The 18,020-nt window shown below is 69.1% G+C and carries 15 protein-coding genes and 5 tRNA genes; 12 read left to right on the top strand and 8 right to left on the bottom strand.

Going from position 1 to position 18,020, the window contains the following annotated elements; all coding sequences use genetic code 11:
• Nucleotides 1–81: 81 nt before the first annotated feature.
• On the top strand, nt 82–2,931 hold the full coding sequence (gene uvrA, locus ACERLL_RS03090) for an excinuclease ABC subunit UvrA (protein ID WP_373654591.1): 2,850 nt from the start codon (nt 82–84) through the stop codon (nt 2,929–2,931).
• A gap of 83 nt (nt 2,932–3,014) precedes the next feature.
• Here the strand turns inward: uvrA and ACERLL_RS03085 are convergent, their stop codons facing one another.
• Nucleotides 3,015–3,317 carry a hypothetical protein gene (locus ACERLL_RS03085; protein WP_373654590.1) on the bottom strand — a complete coding sequence of 101 codons (303 nt, stop codon included), beginning with the start codon at nt 3,315–3,317 and terminating at the stop codon, nt 3,015–3,017.
• Nucleotides 3,318–3,816: 499 nt separating this feature from the next.
• Between ACERLL_RS03085 and ACERLL_RS03080 the strand changes: the two genes are divergently transcribed.
• The 3 genes from ACERLL_RS03080 to ACERLL_RS03070 all read left to right on the top strand — a co-directional run bounded on the left by ACERLL_RS03080 (nt 3,817) and on the right by ACERLL_RS03070 (nt 8,023).
• Entirely contained in the window at nt 3,817–4,506 is a 690-nt protein-coding gene (locus ACERLL_RS03080) for a sulfite exporter TauE/SafE family protein (protein ID WP_373654841.1), read from the top strand.
• A gap of 154 nt (nt 4,507–4,660) precedes the next feature.
• Nucleotides 4,661–7,126, top strand: coding sequence for a putative bifunctional diguanylate cyclase/phosphodiesterase (locus ACERLL_RS03075; protein WP_373654589.1), 2,466 nt, complete (start codon nt 4,661–4,663; stop codon nt 7,124–7,126).
• A 66-nt stretch (nt 7,127–7,192) separates the two neighbouring features.
• Entirely contained in the window at nt 7,193–8,023 is an 831-nt protein-coding gene (locus tag ACERLL_RS03070) for a symmetrical bis(5'-nucleosyl)-tetraphosphatase (protein WP_373654588.1), read from the top strand.
• 39 nt (nt 8,024–8,062) lie between these two features.
• On the opposite strand, the gene ACERLL_RS03065 is transcribed toward ACERLL_RS03070, so the two are convergent.
• A complete protein-coding gene (locus ACERLL_RS03065; protein WP_373654587.1) occupies nt 8,063–8,419 on the bottom strand; it encodes a hypothetical protein in 357 nt (118 codons plus the stop codon).
• A 187-nt stretch (nt 8,420–8,606) separates the two neighbouring features.
• On the opposite strand from ACERLL_RS03065, the gene ACERLL_RS03060 reads away from it, so the two are divergent.
• The 5 genes from ACERLL_RS03060 to ACERLL_RS03040 all read left to right on the top strand — a co-directional run bounded on the left by ACERLL_RS03060 (nt 8,607) and on the right by ACERLL_RS03040 (nt 9,287).
• Nucleotides 8,607–8,694, top strand: a tRNA-Leu gene (locus ACERLL_RS03060).
• Nucleotides 8,695–8,713: 19 nt separating this feature from the next.
• A tRNA-Gly gene (locus ACERLL_RS03055) sits at nt 8,714–8,789 on the top strand.
• A 54-nt stretch (nt 8,790–8,843) separates the two neighbouring features.
• Nucleotides 8,844–8,920 (top strand) — tRNA-Pro (locus ACERLL_RS03050).
• A gap of 199 nt (nt 8,921–9,119) precedes the next feature.
• A tRNA-Thr gene (locus ACERLL_RS03045) sits at nt 9,120–9,195 on the top strand.
• A gap of 5 nt (nt 9,196–9,200) precedes the next feature.
• Nucleotides 9,201–9,287: transfer RNA gene (locus tag ACERLL_RS03040), tRNA-Leu, on the top strand.
• Nucleotides 9,288–9,533: 246 nt separating this feature from the next.
• On the opposite strand, the gene ACERLL_RS03035 is transcribed toward ACERLL_RS03040, so the two are convergent.
• The 3 genes from ACERLL_RS03035 to ACERLL_RS03025 form a co-directional block, all read right to left on the bottom strand.
• Nucleotides 9,534–10,781 carry an ammonium transporter gene (locus ACERLL_RS03035; protein ID WP_373654840.1) on the bottom strand — a complete coding sequence of 416 codons (1,248 nt, stop codon included), beginning with the start codon at nt 10,779–10,781 and terminating at the stop codon, nt 9,534–9,536.
• A gap of 26 nt (nt 10,782–10,807) precedes the next feature.
• Nucleotides 10,808–11,146 carry a P-II family nitrogen regulator gene (locus ACERLL_RS03030; RefSeq protein ID WP_373654586.1) on the bottom strand — a complete coding sequence of 113 codons (339 nt, stop codon included), beginning with the start codon at nt 11,144–11,146 and terminating at the stop codon, nt 10,808–10,810.
• A 63-nt stretch (nt 11,147–11,209) separates the two neighbouring features.
• Nucleotides 11,210–11,938 (bottom strand): TorF family putative porin, encoded by a 729-nt coding sequence (locus tag ACERLL_RS03025; protein ID WP_373654585.1) that lies wholly within the window; start codon nt 11,936–11,938, stop codon nt 11,210–11,212.
• A gap of 457 nt (nt 11,939–12,395) precedes the next feature.
• On the opposite strand from ACERLL_RS03025, the gene ACERLL_RS03020 reads away from it, so the two are divergent.
• Nucleotides 12,396–13,619 carry a M16 family metallopeptidase gene (locus ACERLL_RS03020; protein ID WP_373654584.1) on the top strand — a complete coding sequence of 408 codons (1,224 nt, stop codon included), beginning with the start codon at nt 12,396–12,398 and terminating at the stop codon, nt 13,617–13,619.
• A gap of 27 nt (nt 13,620–13,646) precedes the next feature.
• On the opposite strand, the gene ACERLL_RS03015 is transcribed toward ACERLL_RS03020, so the two are convergent.
• Nucleotides 13,647–14,561: a LysR substrate-binding domain-containing protein gene (locus ACERLL_RS03015; RefSeq protein WP_373654583.1), complete on the bottom strand. Its 915-nt coding sequence runs from the start codon at nt 14,559–14,561 to the stop codon at nt 13,647–13,649.
• Between the two features lie 129 nt (nt 14,562–14,690).
• Here ACERLL_RS03015 and ACERLL_RS03010 point away from each other — a divergent pair, with 129 nt between their 5' ends.
• Nucleotides 14,691–15,146, top strand: a complete 456-nt coding sequence (locus tag ACERLL_RS03010) for a c-type cytochrome (RefSeq protein WP_373654582.1) — start codon at nt 14,691–14,693, stop codon at nt 15,144–15,146.
• A 31-nt stretch (nt 15,147–15,177) separates the two neighbouring features.
• On the opposite strand, the gene ACERLL_RS03005 is transcribed toward ACERLL_RS03010, so the two are convergent.
• The gene (locus ACERLL_RS03005; RefSeq protein WP_373654581.1) at nt 15,178–15,861 is read right to left on the bottom strand and encodes a cytochrome b/b6 domain-containing protein; all 684 of its coding nucleotides are present in this window, start codon (nt 15,859–15,861) and stop codon (nt 15,178–15,180) included.
• Nucleotides 15,862–16,042: 181 nt separating this feature from the next.
• On the opposite strand from ACERLL_RS03005, the gene ACERLL_RS03000 reads away from it, so the two are divergent.
• Nucleotides 16,043–17,023, top strand: a complete 981-nt coding sequence (locus tag ACERLL_RS03000) for a CobW family GTP-binding protein (RefSeq protein WP_373654580.1) — start codon at nt 16,043–16,045, stop codon at nt 17,021–17,023.
• 6 nt (nt 17,024–17,029) lie between these two features.
• Here the strand turns inward: ACERLL_RS03000 and ACERLL_RS02995 are convergent, their stop codons facing one another.
• Nucleotides 17,030–18,001, bottom strand: a complete 972-nt coding sequence (locus ACERLL_RS02995; protein ID WP_373654579.1) for a DUF5996 family protein — start codon at nt 17,999–18,001, stop codon at nt 17,030–17,032.
• Between the last annotated feature and the right edge of the window lie 19 nt (nt 18,002–18,020).

The raw sequence follows: 18,020 nt of genomic DNA, 5'->3' as shown, positions 1-18,020 counted from the left end.
CGGTCCGGGAGCCCCGGGGCGCGATTTCGTTTTCCGACAGCCCGGGAGTCTTCCGGGCCCAAGCCCGAACAACGGATAAGCATGGACTGGATCCAGGTCCGCGGCGCGCGCACCCACAACCTGAAGAACGTCAATGTGGACATCCCCAGGGACCGGCTGGTGGTCATCACCGGCGTCTCCGGCTCCGGGAAGTCCTCGCTCGCCTTCGACACCCTCTATGCCGACGGCCAGCGGCGCTACGTGGAGAGCCTTTCCGCGTACGCCCGGCAGTTCCTCAACATGATGAACAAGCCGGAGGTGGAGTCCATCGAGGGCCTCTCCCCGGCCATTTCCATCGAGCAGAAGACCGCCTCCCACAACCCCCGCTCCACCGTGGGCACGGTCACCGAGATCTACGACTACCTGCGCCTGCTCTACGCGCGGGTGGGCCAGCCGGTGTGCTACTCCTGCGGCAAGCCCATCCGGGCGCAGACCGTCACCCAGATGGTGGACCAGGTGCTGGGCATGGAGGAGGGCACCCGCATCTACGTACTCGCCCCCATCGTGCGCGGCCGCAAGGGCGAGCACCGCGAGCTGCTGGAGAAGGTGCGCGCCCAGGGCTTCATCCGCGCCCGCATCGACGGCGAGATGACCGAGCTCGACGGCGGCGTGCCGGACCTCGACGGCAAGCGCGCCCACCAGGTGGAGCTGGTGGTGGATCGGCTGAAGGTGCGCGAGGACGCCCGCAACCGACTGGCCGAGTCGCTGGAGACGGCCCTGCGCTACGGCGAGGGGCTTTCCCAGGTGCAGGTGATGGACGGCCCGGAGCTGCTGTTCTCGGAGCGCTTCGCCTGCCCCGACTGCAACGTTTCCTATCCGGACCTCGAGCCGCGGATGTTCTCCTTCAACAATCCGCACGGCGCCTGCCCCACCTGCGATGGCCTGGGCGCCATCAGCTCCTTCGACCCGCAGCGGGTCATCCCCCATCGGGACTGGACCCTGCGCGAGGGCGCCATCCGGCCCTGGGACAAGCGCCACAGCCATTTCTACTTCCAGATGCTGGAGGCCCTGGGCGACCACTACGGCTTCGACACCGAAACCCCCTTCGAGGACCTCACCGACGAGGTGCAGCGGGTCATCCTCTACGGCTCGGGCGGCGAGAAGATCCGCTTCAGCTTCGAGTCGGAGTCGGGAAGCGCCCACTACCGGGACATGCCCTTCGAGGGCGTGATCCCCAACCTGGAGCGCCGCTACCGGGAGACCGAATCCGCCGCGGTGCGCGAGGACCTGGCCAAGTACATCACCGAGGAGCCCTGCCCGGACTGCGGCGGAGCGCGCCTGCGCATCGAGGCCCGCAACGTGCTGGTGGGCGAACGGCCCATCCACGAGGTCACCGCCGACCCCGTGCACCGCACCCTGGACTTCTTCCGGAACCTGAACCTGCACGGCAGCCGGGCGCAGATCGCCGAGCGCATCCTCAAGGAGATCAACGATCGCCTATCGTTCCTTGTGGACGTGGGCCTGGACTACCTGACCCTGGACCGTTCCGCCGACACCCTCTCGGGCGGCGAGGCCCAGCGCATCCGGCTGGCCAGCCAGATCGGTGCCGGGCTCGTGGGGGTCATGTACGTACTCGACGAGCCGAGTATCGGCCTCCACCCCCGCGACAACGGTCGCCTGCTGGGCACCCTCAAGCACCTGCGGGACCTGGGGAACACGGTGATCGTGGTGGAGCACGACGAGGAGGCCATCCGCGCCGCCGACCACGTGGTGGACATGGGCCCCGGCGCCGGCACCCACGGCGGCGAGGTTGTGGCCACCGGCATGCCCGACGAGGTGGCCCGCGACGAGCACAGCCTCACCGGCGCCTACCTGTCGCGCCGCCAGGAGATCGCCGTTCCGGACCAGCGCCACCTTCCTGCGGAAGACCACGCGATCACCGTGGAGGGCGGACGCGGCAACAACCTGAACGACGTGAACGTGGACATCCCGCTGGGGCTGTTCACCTGCGTCACGGGCGTCTCCGGGTCCGGGAAGTCCACGCTCATCAACGAGACCCTGGCCAAGGGCGTGTCGCGCGAGCTGCACGGCGCCCGGGCCCAGCCCGCGCCGCACGACGCCATCCACGGCATGCAGCGTATCGACAAGATCGTCAATATCGACCAGTCGGCCATCGGCCGCACGCCGCGCTCCAACCCGGCCACCTACACCGGGGTCTTCACCCCCATCCGCGAGCTGTTCGCCGGCACGCAGGAGGCCCGGACGCGCGGCTACAAGCCCGGGCGCTTCTCCTTCAACGTCAAGGGCGGCCGCTGCGAGGCCTGCCAGGGCGAGGGCGTCATCAAGGTGGAGATGCACTTCCTGCCCGACGCCTTCGTGCCGTGCGACGAGTGCGAGGGCAAGCGCTACAACCGGGAGACCCTGGAGGTGCGCTACAAGGGCAAGAACATCCACGAGGTGCTGGAGATGACCATCGAGGAGGGCCGGGAGTTCTTCGATCCGGTGCCCGCGGTGGCCAACAAGCTCCAGACCCTCATGGACGCCGGGCTCTCCTACGTGAAGCTGGGCCAGAGCGCCACCACCCTGTCCGGCGGCGAGGCCCAGCGGGTGAAGCTGGCCCGCGAGCTCTCCCGACGGGATACGGGACGCACCCTGTACATTCTCGACGAGCCCACCACCGGGCTGCACTTCCACGACATCCGCCAGCTGCTCACCGTGCTCCACCGGCTGCGCGACCACGGCAACACCGTGATCGTCATCGAGCACAATCTGGACGTGATGAAGACCGCCGACTGGATCATCGACCTGGGGCCGGAAGGCGGCGAGGGCGGCGGCCGGATCATCGCCACCGGCACTCCGGAGGATGTGGCCCGGGAGGCGCAGAGCCACACGGGCCGCTATCTGGCGGAGGTGCTGTCCCACCATCCCGCCGCCAAGGCGGTGGCGCGCTGAGGACGGAGCCGTTCGGCCGGACGCCACCGCCCCTTCGGACCGAATGGCGCCGGTCCGTCAGGAGGCCCGCTCCGGATCGGCGCTCACTCCTCCAAGGGAATCTCCCCCTCGCCCGGGAAGTGGCGCTCCGGATCCATGTGCCGATGCCGGTTGCTGTGCGGCGCTTCATGGGAATCCGCTGCCACCGCCCGCATGGTAAGCACCGCCCAGGTGGTGGCCGCCACCCAGAAGAAGGCGGCCAGCCCCAGCCATACCAGGGTCCACGCAGGGGCCAGGAAGAGGGTGGCCAGCGCGGCAAGCCAGAACACCAGGATGGGCGGAACGGTATGACAGCCGAGCCGGCAGACGGCGGCGGGCGGGACAAGCACAGCGAGTATATAGCGCATGGGGAACCTCCCCCTTGCGGAGTCGACCCTTGATCTGCGTCAAAGGGCATTGTAAGTGTCCAATGTATCCCTAAACCGTCCCCTTGGCCACAGGGTCGAGCACTTCGCCATCCCATGTGTCCCAGGCGTCCAATACAGAACAACCATTGTGCCGTTTGGGTCAGATGCGGTATCCTGCAGTCATCGGTTGTTGGGAAGAACATGGCCTCGATGCCCGGAGCACCGCCTCGCTAGGTTTTGGCATCGGACTTGCTTTACAGGAGGGTGAGGCCATAGCGAGGGCGTAGCCCTCCCTTGATGCCCCCGGGCATCGACAATTTGGTTGGTTTAGGGTCGTTCGCGGCCCGGTGGAGCGGATGCCGGTTTCCCCCCCCTTTTCCCGGCCCGCTCCATTTTTTTATCTAAATTCCCCGAACCGCGCCGCCGGTGATGGATTCCAATCCGGGGATGACTTACCCTTCCCCCGCCTCCTCCCTATTCCGGAGTACCTCTCTTGGAGATGGAAGCCCTTACCCTATCCGCCGCGTTCGTGGTGGGACTGCTCGGGGGGCCTCATTGCGCGGCCATGTGCGGCGGCATCACCGCAACGCTCACCTTCGGCCTCGACGCCCGCATCCGGACCTCCCTGTGGCGTCAGCTCCCCTTCCTCCTCGCCTACAACCTGGGCCGCATCGCCAGCTATACCGCCGCCGGCGCCGGCGCCGGGGCGCTCGGTACCGCGCTCGCCCTGGGCGCGCCGCACGCCCTCGGGCCCCTGATCCTGCGCGGCCTGGCCGGCCTCCTCATGGTGGCGCTGGGCCTGTATATCGGCGGCTGGTGGCCCGCCTTCAGTCGCGTGGAGCGCATCGGGATGCCGCTCTGGCGGCGCCTGGAGCCCCTCGGCCAGCGCCTGCTCCCCGTCCGCGGGGTGGGCACGGCCTTGGGGCTGGGGGCCGTGTGGGGCTGGCTGCCCTGCGGCATGGTCTACATGGTACTGATCCAGGCGCTCACCGCCGGCGGCGCGGCACACGGCGCCCTCCTCATGCTGGCCTTCGGCCTGGGCACGCTGCCCAACCTGCTGGCCATGGGGATGTTCGCCGCCGTGCTCGGGTCCTGGCTCGGCGACCACCGGGTGCGTCGCGCCGCCGGCATCCTGCTGATCGGCTTCGGCCTCTGGGCCCTGTGGATGGCCGTGGCTGGCGGACACTGATCGCGCACATGCGCTGCAAGACAGGACATTTTGCGGTAACCTCGCCCACCATGCGGACTTTCACCGCCGGCCACCGGGACCGGCGCCGGGCAAACAGCCTGCCGTAGGGCGAGGCCCGGAACCTCCCAGGGTAAGAAGGGGACTTTAACAGGCCATGGGCACCCTGCTGCTCTTCTCCATCACCACACGCCTGATCGGGGTTGCCCTGGCTCTCTGGCTGCTGCTTCGGGACCGCCGTTTACCGTTCCTGTTGCTGGCGGGCCTCACCACCCTGATGGCCGCGCGGCAGACCTTCACCCTCCTGCACACCGACGTTCCCTGGCGGGGCGGCCCCTGGGAGACCGAAGTGCCCGGACTGCTGGTCTCCTTCCTGGTCCTGGGCGTGGTCCTGGCCTCCATGCGCCTGCTGCGCGAGGACAACCGGCAATTCTCCTTCTGGGACAATGTCTCCCGGGAAGCGGGCTTCGCCTTCGCCCACCTGGACCCCCATCAGACGCTGCGCCGCATTTCCTCCAATATCCGGGAGCTTCTCGGCCACAGCCCCGAGGATCTAGAGGGCCTGAGCTTCCGGACCCTGACGGCTCCCGAGTCCCCCCTGCGTGCGCTCCCCGCACGGCACGAGGCGCCCGCCCTGAACCAGGGGCTGCGCCGGGAGGCCATTCTCCGGGGGCCCGACGGCCAGCGCATTCCGGTGCACGTCTTCGTCCGCTTCCTGGACAACCCCCTGCACGGCTGCCGGGGATACAGCCTGGTTATCGCCGACCGCCGGCAGGAGGTCCAGGCCCGCGACCTGCAGGAAACCATCTCCAGCCTCGCCCGGGAGGCCGAGGAGCTCATCGCCAACGAGGGCTGGGGCCTGGTCCACATCGCCGAGCACGCCGCCCGCGCGCTGAGCCTGGAGCGGATCACCATCTGGTGGTTCTCCCCCGACCACCAGTTCCTGCGCTGCGCGGAGAACTTCCACCGCACCGAGGGCCGCCACACCGCCGGGGAGGTGCTGAATGTGGCCGAGACCCCCCTCTACCTGGACGCCCTTCGCGCCAGCCGGGTGCTCGTGGTGGAGAATCCGGGCTCCCATCCCCATATCAGCGAGCTCCGGGACACCTACATCGCCCGGCACGGCATAACCGCGCTGCTGAACGCCCCCATCCTCATCGAGGGCCGGATGACGGGGGTGGTCTGCTTCGAGCACACGGGCGAGCCGCGCACCTGGAACGAGTCCGAGATCGCCTTCGCCGGCTCCATCGCCGACCTGGTGGCCCTGGCCCGCACCGCCGGCCACCACCGCCAGCGCGCCGAGCATCTCGCCCACCAGGCCTACCTGGATCCGCTCACCGGACTGATGAACTGGCAGCACCTCCAGCGGCGGCTGCAGGAGGAGGTGGACCGGGAGGCGGAGCGGGCCGAAGCGTGCCTCGCGCTGCTCTATATCGACCTGGACCAGTTCCGCTACATCAACGACACGCTGGGCCACGAAACCGGCGACCACCTGCTCGCCGAGGTGGCCAAGGAGCTGATCGCCCACCAGCCGGCCGACTCCCTGCTCGGTCGGGTGGGCGGCGACGAATTCGTCCTGGCGGTGCCCCAGATGGAGCCGGAAGCCGCGCGTACGCTCGGCGAGACCATCCGCCAGCGGCTCGCCCACTTCGGCTTCGACGTGGGTGACCGGGACATCACCCTGTCGGCGAGCATCGGCATCGCGCCGCTGGAGGGCGCCCCCGCCACCGCCGGCGACCTCCTGGCCCGCGCCGACCTCGCCTGCAGCCAGGCCAAGGAGGAGGGACGGAACCGGGTCACCCTCTATGCGCCGGGGGAGACCGCCGAGCAGATCATGAGCGAGCGGCTGGAGACGTTCCACCGCATCCGCAACGCCCTGAACCGGGACCGCTTCCGCCTGCTCTACCAGCCCATCCGCGGGCTCGGCGGCGAGACCGGCGACTTCCACGAGGCCCTGCTGCGCATGGAGGACGGCGACGATCTTCTGCCGCCGGGCGCCTTCCTACCCACCGCCGAGCGTTTCAGCCTCATGGGCGAGATCGACCGCTGGGTGGTCCGCAATGCCCTGGCGGAGCTGGCGGTGCTGCGCCGGCAGCGGCCGGGGCTGACCTTCTCCGTCAACCTGTCGGCCCGCGCCTTCAACGACCAGCCGCTGTTCGACGAGATCCGCGCCCAGATCCACCATTGGGCCCTGGACCCGGCCTCCGTGGTATTCGAGATCACGGAGACCGAAGCCATCGCCAACATCGAAGCCGCCAAGACCATGATCTGGACGCTCAAGGAGATGGGCTGCCGCTTCTCCCTGGACGACTTCGGCAGCGGCTTCGCCAGCTTCGCCTACCTCCGCGAGCTTCCGGTGGATCTGGTCAAGATCGACGGGCGCTTCATCCGCGAGCTGGCCGGATCCACCCTGGACCACGCCATCGTCCGGGCCCTGGTGGACATCGCCGACACCCTGGGCAAGGAGGTGGTGGCCGAGTTCGTGGAGAACGGCCAGACCCTGGCCCTGCTCCGCGACATGGGCGTGCACTACGGGCAGGGCTATTACCTGGGCCGGCCCGCGGAGGAGCCCGCCCCGGTGCTGCGCCGTCCCAACCTCCCCTCCGCCGCCGGGGACCATTGACCGCCAGGCGCGCCGCTACCGGTAGAATGGCCCTTCCAATGCGCCGCAATAGGCAAGGGAACCGTCATGGCCGTTTATGCTGTGGGAGACATCCAGGGCTGCGGGGAAGAGCTGGAGGGACTGCTGGACCGGATCGGCTTCGAGCCCGGCCGGGACCGGCTCTGGGTGGTAGGTGACCTGGTCAACCGCGGCCCGCGCTCCCTGCACGTGCTGCGCCGCCTGCGCCAGCTGGGCGACGCGGTGCGGATCGTACTCGGCAACCACGACCTGCACCTGATCGCCCTCGCCCACGGCCTGGCGGACATGCGCGGCAAGGATACGGTGGGCGAGCTCCTGGAGGCGGAGGACGGGCCGGAGCTGGTGGCCTGGCTGCGCCGGCAGCCCCTGCTCCACAGCGAGGGGGATCCGGGCTGGACCATGGTCCACGCGGCCCTCCACCCCGCCTGGGACCTGGAGGAGGCCCACCGCCGGGCCGAGGCGGTGGCGGAAACCCTGCGGGGCCCACGGGGGCCGGAGCTGGCCGGCTCCCTCTCCAGCAAGGACCTGCCCACCAGCGAGCCCGATCCGGACCGGGAGTGGCAGTGGCTGCGCTTCAACGCCGCCGTTCTCACCCGCACCCGGTTCTGCACCGCGGACGGAGAATTCGCCTGGGGTGGAACCGCCCCGGCGGAGCCCCGCTTCCAGGCCTGGTACGCCCATCCCGAGCGGCGCTCCCGCGGCACCCCCATCGTCTACGGCCACTGGGCGGCGGACGGCCTCACCCGGACCCGGGACACCCTGGGACTCGATTCGGGCTGCGTCTGGGGCGGGGCGCTCACCGCGGCGCGACTGGACGCCGACCCGGTAACGCTCTGGGAATGGGACTGCCGAGGCTACTGGGTACCGGACGGCACGTGAAGCGCGGCCATCCCGGCCGCATCGGCGGAAAGTCGCCCGCTAGTCGAGCCGGGCCTCCAGCTCGGCGAGCATCCCTTCCTCATCCAGCGGCGTCTCCAGGGCCGGGGTCAGGTGCACCACGAAGCCGTTGTCCCGGGCAACCAGCTCCTCCCGGCCGGTCTCGCCCGTGCGGCGCTCCCAGGATAGTCCCCGACCGCTGATGAACCGCTGCACGTCGGCGGGCGTCATCTCTCGCTGGTGGTACTCCTCGAAGGGCGGATACATCCCGCCATCGGGCGTCCTCAGCGTGAGCGACCACCGACAGCCCCGGGCACTGAGCGTGAGGCCCACGCCCCGGGGATGGGCGAACCCCTTGAAGGGGGTCGCGGTGCTTTGCGATTCCGTTCCTTCGGCCACTGTCGACTACCTCCCAATCGGAATGGTTTCCCGGCATCGAGAAATTTTCAAGAAACTGCCGTACCCCCCTTGTCTCCACGGCCATAGAATTCTATTCTACATGGCCCTTGCATACGGAGCCCCACTGCTCCAATCCTGGTATGGGGATGCAAGGCATCCGGCGTCGAGCCGGAGCGAACAATATGCAGCGCGGGTGGCGGAATTCGGTAGACGCGCTAGATTCAGGATCTAGTGGCCGCGAGGCCGTGTGGGTTCAAGTCCCACCCCGCGCACCATTTTTGCGTCGTATGCAAAGCGGGCGTAGCTCAGCTGGTAGAGCACCACCTTGCCAAGGTGGATGTCGTCGGTTCGAATCCGATCGCCCGCTCCATTTTCCCGATTGAATCGCTGGACGCAGTCCCGGCCGAGCGATCAGCCGGGCAAACGGGGTGTAGCTCAGCCTGGCAGAGCACCGCCTTCGGGAGGCGGGGGCCGGAGGTTCGAATCCTCTCACCCCGACCATATTCATGGTCTAAGTAGCACGGGGCGGCGCTTTAGCGATGACCCCGACCACATTTTTCGTGGTCTAAGTAGACCGTAGCGACGCGCCGGTGGGCATTCGAGCCCAAGGCACTCCCGGCGTGCTCGTGAAGGGCTCGCGGAAGCCCTCCCTGCCGGGGTTGGATTTTCCCGCCGGCAGTGGGAACATCACCAGTCGGATGCCCGCGTAGCTCAGCCGGTAGAGCACACCCTTGGTAAGGGTGAGGCCACTGGTTCAAGTCCAGTCGCGGGCACCACCCATGCGCGGGTGGCGGAATCGGTAGACGCGCTAGCTTGAGGGGCTAGTGGGCTTACGCTCGTGTGGGTTCAAGTCCCACCCCGCGCACCATACGAAGCGGCAATTGAAGGCCCGCGGCCCGTTCCGGCCGCGGGCCTTTTTCGTGTCGCGGACAAAAAGCCCCGGGCCGGCCGCGTTCGGCGGCTCCGACCCGGGGTATCCGGCCTTCAATCGATTCCTGGAAATTACTCCTGCAAATGGCCTCCTAAGGGATCGGTCGGCGATTCCCGGAGCTCCGGGACGTGCCGCCCGGGGCGCACCCGCCCCTCCGGAAAGCCGGAGGGACGGCCCCCGTTTTCAGGTGCGCGAGCTGGCGAACTCCGGATAGGCCTCCAGGCCGCACTCGCTGAGGTCCAGCCCCTCGTACTCCAGCTCCTCGGAGACGCGGATCCCCATCACCGCCTTGAGGATTCCCCAGACGATCAGGCTGGCCACGAACACCCAGCCGAAGATGCCCACCATGCCGAGGAGCTGTCCGCCGAGGCTGGCGCCGTCGTTGGAAAGCACCACCGCCAGCAGGCCCCAGATCCCCACCACACCGTGCACGGAGATGGCGCCCACGGGATCGTCGATCTTGAGCTTGTCCAGGGCGATGATGGAGAACACCACCAGAATGCCGCCGATGGCGCCGATCACGGTGGCCAGCAGGGGCGACGGAGCCAGGGGCTCGGCGGTGATGGCCACCAGGCCGGCCAGGGCGCCGTTCAGGGTCATGGTCAGGTCCGCCTTGCCGAACAGGGCGCGCGCCGTGAGGAGCGCGGCCACCACGCCGCCGGCCGCCGCCATGTTGGTGTTGACGAAGACCTTGGCCACGGCGTTGGCCTCGCTCACGTTGGAGACCATGAGCTCGGAGCCGCCGTTGAAGCCGAACCAGCCCAGCCACAGCACGAAGGTACCGAGGGTCGCCAGGGGCAGGTTGGCGCCGGGAATGGCGTTGATGGTGCCGTCGGCGCCGTACTTGCCCTTGCGGGGGCCGAGCAGTAGCACCCCGGCCAGGGCCGCGGAGGCGCCCGCCATGTGCACGATGCCGGAGCCGGCGAAGTCGGAGAAGCCGGCCTCGGTCAGCCAGCCGCCGCCCCAGGTCCACATGCCCTGCACCGGATAGATGAATCCGGTCATGACCACCGCGAACACCAGGAAGCTCCAGAGCTTCATGCGCTCCGCCACGGCCCCGGAGACGATGGACATGGCGGTGGCCACGAACACCACCTGGAAGAAGAAATCCGACAGGTTGGAGTAGTAGATATCCCCGCCGCTGGCGAGCACCTCCTCCGCGGTGTTGTCGGCCCCGATCAGGGAGCCGAGCCCCGGAATCACCGAGCTCACCGCCGGCCCGTACATGATCTGGTAGCCCACCAGCAGGTACATGATGCTGGCCACGGCGAACAGGGCCACGTTCTTGGTCAGGATCTCGGCGGTGTTCTTGCCGCGCACCAGACCCGCCTCCAGCATGGCGAACCCGGCCGCCATCCACATCACCAGCGCCCCGGACATGAGGAAATAAAAGGTATCCAGGGCGTAGGCCAGCTCTTTCAGTCCGTTCAGCGCTTCCATTGCGTGGCTCCTTGGGCCTACAACGCGTCCGTGTCGGTCTCACCGGTGCGGATCCGCACCACCTGCTCCACCGGAGACACGAAGATCTTGCCGTCGCCGATCTTGCCGGTCTGCGCGGTGGCGGTGATGGCGTCCACCACCGGCTGCACCTGGTCCGAGGGGACCACCACATCGATGCGCACCTTGGGCAGGAAGTCGACCACGTACTCCGCGCCCCGATAGAGCTCGGTGTGGCCCTTCTGGCGACCGAAGCCCTTCACTTCGGTCACGGTGATCCCCTGCACGCCGGCCTCGCCCAGGGCCTCGCGCACGTCGTCCAGCTTGAACGGCTTGATGATGGCCGTAATCAGTTTCATGGCTGCACCTCCTTTGACGGGGCCCGTGCGGACCCCGGACAGTTTGCTGAACCGTGACCCGGCTTACAGCAGGTCGGTGGAATGGCTCCAGGACACCACCACCCGGGGGTCGTCGGCGTCCTTACCGGCCGGGTACTCACCGTCCTGATCATTCTTCTCCACGCCGAAGCTGAAGTTCCCCTTGGTCAGGTAGAGGTTGTAGTGGTCGTAGGACGCGTCCGAGACCTCATCGAACTCATAATGCCCATAGGTGGCGGACACACCGAAATCCCCGGCGATGGGGATGTCCAGGGTGGCGGAGTAGTAGAGGTCCCCCTCCATGAACTGGCTCTCGCCTTCCACCTGGCTGTTTACCGTATAGGCGGCGCCCACGGACAGATAGCTGTAGCCCACCGAGCCGTACACCTCGCCGAAGTCGGCATTGTCCGACAGCGGGTAGGTGAACAGGGCGTAGCCCAGGTCGTAGGAGAAGTCGCTCACCGCTCCGCCATAGCCCACGTACCAGTCCTGCTCGATCTCGTTTTTCGAGGCGGGGGAACTGTCGGAAGCCGTGGTGGTATCGGAGAAATCCACGTTGGAGATCCAGGTTCCAGCGTAGAAGCCCGACTCATGGGCATAGTCAATGCCGCCGGAAACGGCCGGCTCGTCATTGGTCTGCGTGACGCCGCGCCAGATGTAGTTGTTGGACACTCCCACATTGCCGGTCAGCTCTGCGTGGGCCGTGGCGGCGCCGGCAAGCAGGACGACAGAGGCCCCAAAGGGAACGAAACGGGACGGGCAATGCTTGGCCATGCGGTTCTCCTAGCTGGAAACGAAATATGGTTCGCTTCCCCTAAGGCATGCTTTGTGCCAAATTCTTATTCCCTTAAAAAACAGTCCATTACGCGGTATACCCCAAACCGGGTAGCGGTTGTTTGCACCAAATCGGGGAGCCATTTCCAGCGCTGCTCAGAAAGGGTGCACAACAATTAAAGGTTGTATCCACAGATCGGCCGGCGGATGCGCACTCCGAAGAGACGGCGGTGGGGACTGTCCGGCGGCGGGATGCCGACAGGGGCCGGCGAGCCGGGGCACTCGACACCTTCCGCTGCGCCGTAGTACATGTCGAAAAAAGGGGTCGATTGCGGAAACCCCTTAGCCCTCAGCACGGCGAACCGGTCCGGGAACGGACGGTAGGCGATGTTCGGATGGTGCCCGGTGCAGGGCCCCATGCGCGCCCATGTGCTCCCGGAGCGGAAGGGAAGGATCGGTGCGAGAAGAAACCATACGGAAGGACTGGCCCAACGGGGTGCGCCTGGCCATGCAGCGCAAGCCGGGCTTCGCCGGAGCGGCCCTGGGCCTCTGGCTGGTGAACGGTACCCGCCACCAGGCGCCGGAGGAAGACGGCTACGCCCACCTTTTGGAGCACATCCTGCTGGAGGGGCCGGAGGCGGGCCAGGCCCGATTGCGGGCCTTCGAGCGGCTGGGCGGCCGGGTCAACGCCCAGACCGGCCGGGAGCTGACTACCCTCTACGGCACGGTTCCCGGAGACCGGGCCACGGATCTGGCGCGGCAGCTGGCGCAGGCGCTGCACTCGGGGCCCATCAGCCGGGACGCCCTGGTCCGGCAGCGGGGCGTGCTGGAGCGGGAGCGCGAGGCCTGGAACAGCGACCCCGCCGCGGTGCTGGAGGACCGGGCACTGGCGGCGGCCCTCGGCGACGACCCCCTGGCGCGGCCCCTGCCGGGCGAGTCCGACGCCCTGGCCCGGGCCACACCGCTTTCGCTCTCCCGCTACTGGTCCGCCACCATCCACGGCGGACGCGTCCTGGTGGCGACGGTCGGGAACGTGGACCCGGCGGACCTGGAGCAGGCCCTCAGCCCGCTGTCGGAGCTGCCCGACGGCGGCCCGCCCCCGGTCACCCCGGCCCGCTGGCACGGCCCGGTGGCGGTCTCGCCCTCCCGAGCCGACGAATTCGGCCAGCTGTCCTGGCTCCTGCCCGCGCCCGGCGCCGCCTCCCCCGACCGGGACGCGGCCCGCCTCGCCAACCAGATCCTGGGCGACGGCATGGACTCCCGGCTCGACCGCAAGCTCCGGCACGAATCCCAGCTGGCCTACCGGTTTCGCGCGCGCATCGAGACCTATTCCGACCTGGGCCTCTGGTGGCTGGAGGTGGACACCGACCCGCAATGGCGGGATACCTGCCGGCAGGTGGTGGAGGAGACCGTGCAGGAGCTCGCCGAGGAAGGGCCCACCGAGCAGGAGGTACGGGACGCGGTTGCCCACTGGCACGCCGAGGAAACCCTGCAGCGCGACGACCTGCTCACCCAGATGGAGCGTCTCGCCCTCCAGCGGATCTATGATCCGGAAGGGGAAGCGCGGGCTCCGGACGGGATCACCGCCGCCGCCCTGCGGGACTTGGTGGCGGATGCCTGGGGGCGCCGGATCGCGCCGCCCGCGGAGCTGCCCGCCCGGATGCGGGCGCCCGTCCATTAGCGGAAGGAGCGTCGCCGGGGAGCCCCCTCAGCCGCCATTCCCGGCCAGCCGCGCCAGCAGCGGCTCTTCCTCCGCCAGGGCCTCCAGGAACCAGTGCAGGGCGCGTCCCCGCACCGGGGTCCGCCAGGCCAGGTAGGTGGGGACAGGCGGCATGGGATCCCGCAGGGACAGGGCCCGCAGCGCCCCGCTCTCCAGATGGGGCGCGGCCGCATGGCGGGGCAGGTGGGCCACCCCCAGACCCCGCAGCAGGGCCGCCACCTTGGCCTCCTGGTCCGGCACGGTCAGCACCGGCTGGCCGTTCTGCAGCCCCGCCGAGCGCTCAGGACGGTTGCGCGCCGTGTCCGCCACCGCCACTACGCGGTACGGCCGCAGATCCTCGGGCTCAAGCGGTCCCTCCAGCTCGCACAGCGGCAGGCCCGGTGCAGCCACCGGAACGAGCGGCACCTCCCCGATGGTCCGGACCGCGTAGCCGCCTCCGGGCGGCCCTTCCCCGGTGGCGCCCACCACCAGGTCCGCCCGGCCATCGAGCAGCGCGTCCCAGGCCCCCGCCAGGACCTCGCGGCTCAGCCGCACCCGGACCCGGGGCTGCTCGGCGTAGAAGCGCTCCAGCAGCGGATACAGCGCAGTGAGCGGAAATATGCCGTCCACGGCGATGCGCAGCTCCGCCTCCCACCCGGTGGCCACGCGGCGCACCGTGGCCTCCAGCTCGTTGGCCGCCTCCAGCAGCGGACGGCCCTGCTCCAGCACCACCCGGCCCGCATCGGTGAGCACGGCGCGGTGCCCGCCCCGGTCGAACAGGGTCACGCCCAGACCCTCCTCCAGGCGCTGCACCGTGTAAGTGATGGCGGAGGGCACGCGGTGGAGCTCCGCCGCGGCCGCGGAGAAGCTGCCCTTGCGCGCGATGGCGTCCAGGACCTGCAGGGCTTCCAGGGTCAGTGCCATGGGGCTGCGCCCCCTTTCAAAAAATCTGAATGATTTTATCGAAACTTTCTTATTTACTTGCGGCCCAGCACTGCCTAGGTTCTGTACTTCCTTGACCCAAGCATCCATCGGAGCAGGAGGAGCAACCTCATGCAGCGCAAGACCGCCGCCCTGTTGGCGGGCACCCTCTTGGCCACCGGCGCCGCCGCCCATGCCGAGAGCGAGGCCGAGAAGGCCGTGGAATACCGGGAATCCGTATTCCATGTCATCGGCCACAACTTCATGCCCATGGCCGACATGGTAAAGGGCAAGATCGACTACGACGCCGAGGAGTTCGCCACCCGCGCCGAGCGCGTGGCCCAGCTCGCGCGGATGCCGCTGGAAGGCTTCGTGGAGGGAACCGCCGGGGTGGCCGGCAGCGAGGCCAAGCCCGGCATCTGGAGCAACTGGGACGACTTCCGCGGCAAGCTGGAGGACCTGCAGAAGGAGTCGGCGAAGCTGGCCAAGGTCGCCGGGAAGGGCGACCTGCAAGCCATCAAGCCCCAGTTCATGGCCGTGGGCAAGGCCTGCAAGTCCTGCCACGACGAGTACAAGGAAGAAGACTGAGGAATCCCCGCCGGGGCCCCGCCCCGGCGCCTCATCCCGCCCAGCTCACGCCCCCGTACACCGCCGCCGCGCACAGGCCCAGCAGGATCAGGGCCCGGACCCCGACCCGCCAGCCGAAGCCGCCCGCCGATCCCGAGGGCGCCGACAGGCGCTTGCGTCCCGTGATCATGGGGGCAATCAGATTGGTGCGGGCCACCAGGGGGTAGAACAGCACCACCGCCGCCACGTGCAGCCCCACCACCCACAGCAGGGCGTCGAACAGCACATGGTGGGCCCAGGTGAGGAAATCGCTGGTCTCCCCGGAAACGCGGCCGGCCAGCGGCCCCTCGGTGAAGATGTCGTCGCTGGCGAACAGTCCGCTGCTCGCCTGCAGGGCCACCAGCGCCAGGATCGCAACCACCATCCAGCCGCCCACCGGACCATGCCCCGTATGCGGCTCCGGACGGCCGCGCAGCAGGCCGCGCAGGTCGACGAGGACGCGGCGGGGACCGGCCAGGAAATCGGCGAAGCGGGCGTGGCGGGTGCCCAGCAGCCCCCATAGCACCCGGAAGGCCACCAGGGCGAGGATCGCCTGGCCGGCGAGCATGTGGGCGCTCATCCAGCCCAGCCCCTGCTCGCCGCTCCACCAGGAGAACCCGATCAGGCCCACCAGGGCCCAGTGAAAGAGGCGGAGCGGAGCGTCCCAAACGGCGGTGCGTTGCTCTGCGCTGGACATGACGGTCGGGCGGCCTCGCTGGATTGCGGGAATTGCCCGCAAATCTTGCAAGGCCTCCGGGTTTTTTTCAACAAATCTGAATGAAAAAGTCGCTGGGCCCTTGTGCCGCAGGCTGGACGGGCCGGCGCAACCTCCGTCAGGATACCCGCCCAACCACACTCCGGAGCCGAAACCAGCCGCCATGTCCAAGGAATCCGCCCTTCCCTGCCACGTGATCGCCGGGCCCCTGGGGGTCGGCAAGACTACCGCCATCCTCGACTACCTGCGCCGCCACGCCGGCCAGCAGCAGGTGGGCGTGCTGGTGAACGATTTCGGTCCCGTGGGGCTGGACGGCGCCATCCTGGAGGGCGACCCGAGTGGCGACGGCCTGCGGATAACCACCGTTCCGGGCGGCTGCGTCTGCTGCGCGGCCGCGGAGGGCCTGGTCACGAGCATCCAGCGCCTGCTGGAGGTGCCCGGCCTGGACCGGCTCATCATCGAGCCCAGCGGCATGGCCGATCCCGAGCAGGTACTCGGCCTGCTCCGCCAGATGGCCGGCACCACCCGCCTGGAGCTGCGGCCCACCATCGCCCTGCTCGACGCCACCGAGTTCGAGCCGCAGCGGGCGTCGCAGATGCCGTTCTTCCGGCACATGGCCGACGCCGCCGACATCCTGGTGCTGAACCGCTGCGACGCCGCGGATGCGGCCACCACGCAGGCCTTCCGGGACTGGGCGGAGGCGCTCGAGCCGGCCAAGATGCGGGTGGTGACCACCGAGCACGGGCATCTGGACGATGCGCTGTTCGCCCTCCGCCTGCCCGAGGGCTCCGGACCGGAGGCGCCCGGCCACGAGGGGACGCACGAGCATGCCCACGGGGAGGCCGACGGCGAGAGCGACCGGACCGGCGGCGCCACCTGGCCCCCGGAGCGGCAGTTCCACCACGGCCGCCTCACCGCCGCCCTCGCGGAGCTCGCCGAGGCGGGCGTGAAGGAAGGGGAAGTGGAGCGCTTCAAGGGGATCTTCCACACGGACCGGGGCTGGTTCGTCCTGCAGATCGCCGGGGGCCGCTTCACGCTCCGGGAAACGCCGCCCCGGCGCGACAGCCGGGCCGACTGGATCGTCTCGGACGGCGACCCGAGGCGAGTCCGTCAGGCCCTGGAGGATACGCTGGCCGGCGAATAGCCGCCCTCAGCCCTCCGGCCCCGGTACCGGCCGCGGCACGCCCGGCCGTCCGGGCTCGCACTCCAGGGCCGCGCGGTCCCATCCGCCCCGGTCCGCCGCGGCGGCATAGGCGGAATCCAGGAACCGCAGCAGGGTAGCCTCCGGATCCCGGGCCCGGCGCACCGCCTCGTAGGGCAGCACGAATTCCCCCAGCCGCGCGTTGTAGGCGGCGGCTTCCGGCTCCACCGGGCCTTCCCGGAAGCCCTCCGGCTCCGGATAGGCGTAGGCGTAGAAAACCGGCTCCTCCCAACCGGCGCCGCCCGGCCAGAATCCGGCGCTGAACACCTCGTGGGAATAGGCCTCGCGGGCCACGGCGTCCGGCAGATTGGGCACGCCGCCGGGATGGGGCGGCGCCGGCCGCCCGGAGAACCGGGTAACCGCCAGATCGAAGCTGCCCCAGAAGAAATGCACGGGACTGGTCTTGCCCAGGAAGGCGCTGCGGTGCTGCTGGCAGACCCGCTCGGCAGCCACCAGCACCCGCCAGAAGCGCTCCGCGTGGACCGGGTCGTAGGTGCCGTGCACCCGGTCCTCCGCGAAGGGAATGGCGTCGGGGAGCTCGTTGGGGACGCCGTGGAGCCGGACCGGGGCGCCGACCGCCTCCAGGGCCGCGCCCACCTCGGCGTGGAAATCCGCCACCGTCCGCGACCGCAGGGCCAGGCGGTACGCCCGGCCCGCGCTGGACTGCAGGACCAGCTGATGGGCGAGGAAATCGAAGTCCATCTGCAGGGCGTCCGCGCCGTGGGGCATCACCGAGGTGGTCAGGCCCCGGGCGGTGACGTACAGTGCCGACTGCCAGGAATGATTGATCCACGGCGCCAGGGCCACCCGGACCTTGCCCACGATCTGCGTCCAGAGGTGGAGGGTGTCCCGGGTCTCCCGCCAGGCTTCCAGGGGCAGAGCCGGCCAGGTTTCCGCGCTCGGGCTCGCGATGCTCGCCATGACGCCCTCCCAATAGATC

Origin of the sequence: Thiohalorhabdus sp. Cl-TMA, from assembly GCF_041821045.1 — a bacterium.
GTDB classification, from domain to species: domain Bacteria; phylum Pseudomonadota; class Gammaproteobacteria; order Thiohalorhabdales; family Thiohalorhabdaceae; genus Thiohalorhabdus; species Thiohalorhabdus methylotropha.
Note: the sequence above shows the minus strand (reverse complement) of the source record. Positions and strands in the feature narration are given on the sequence as shown.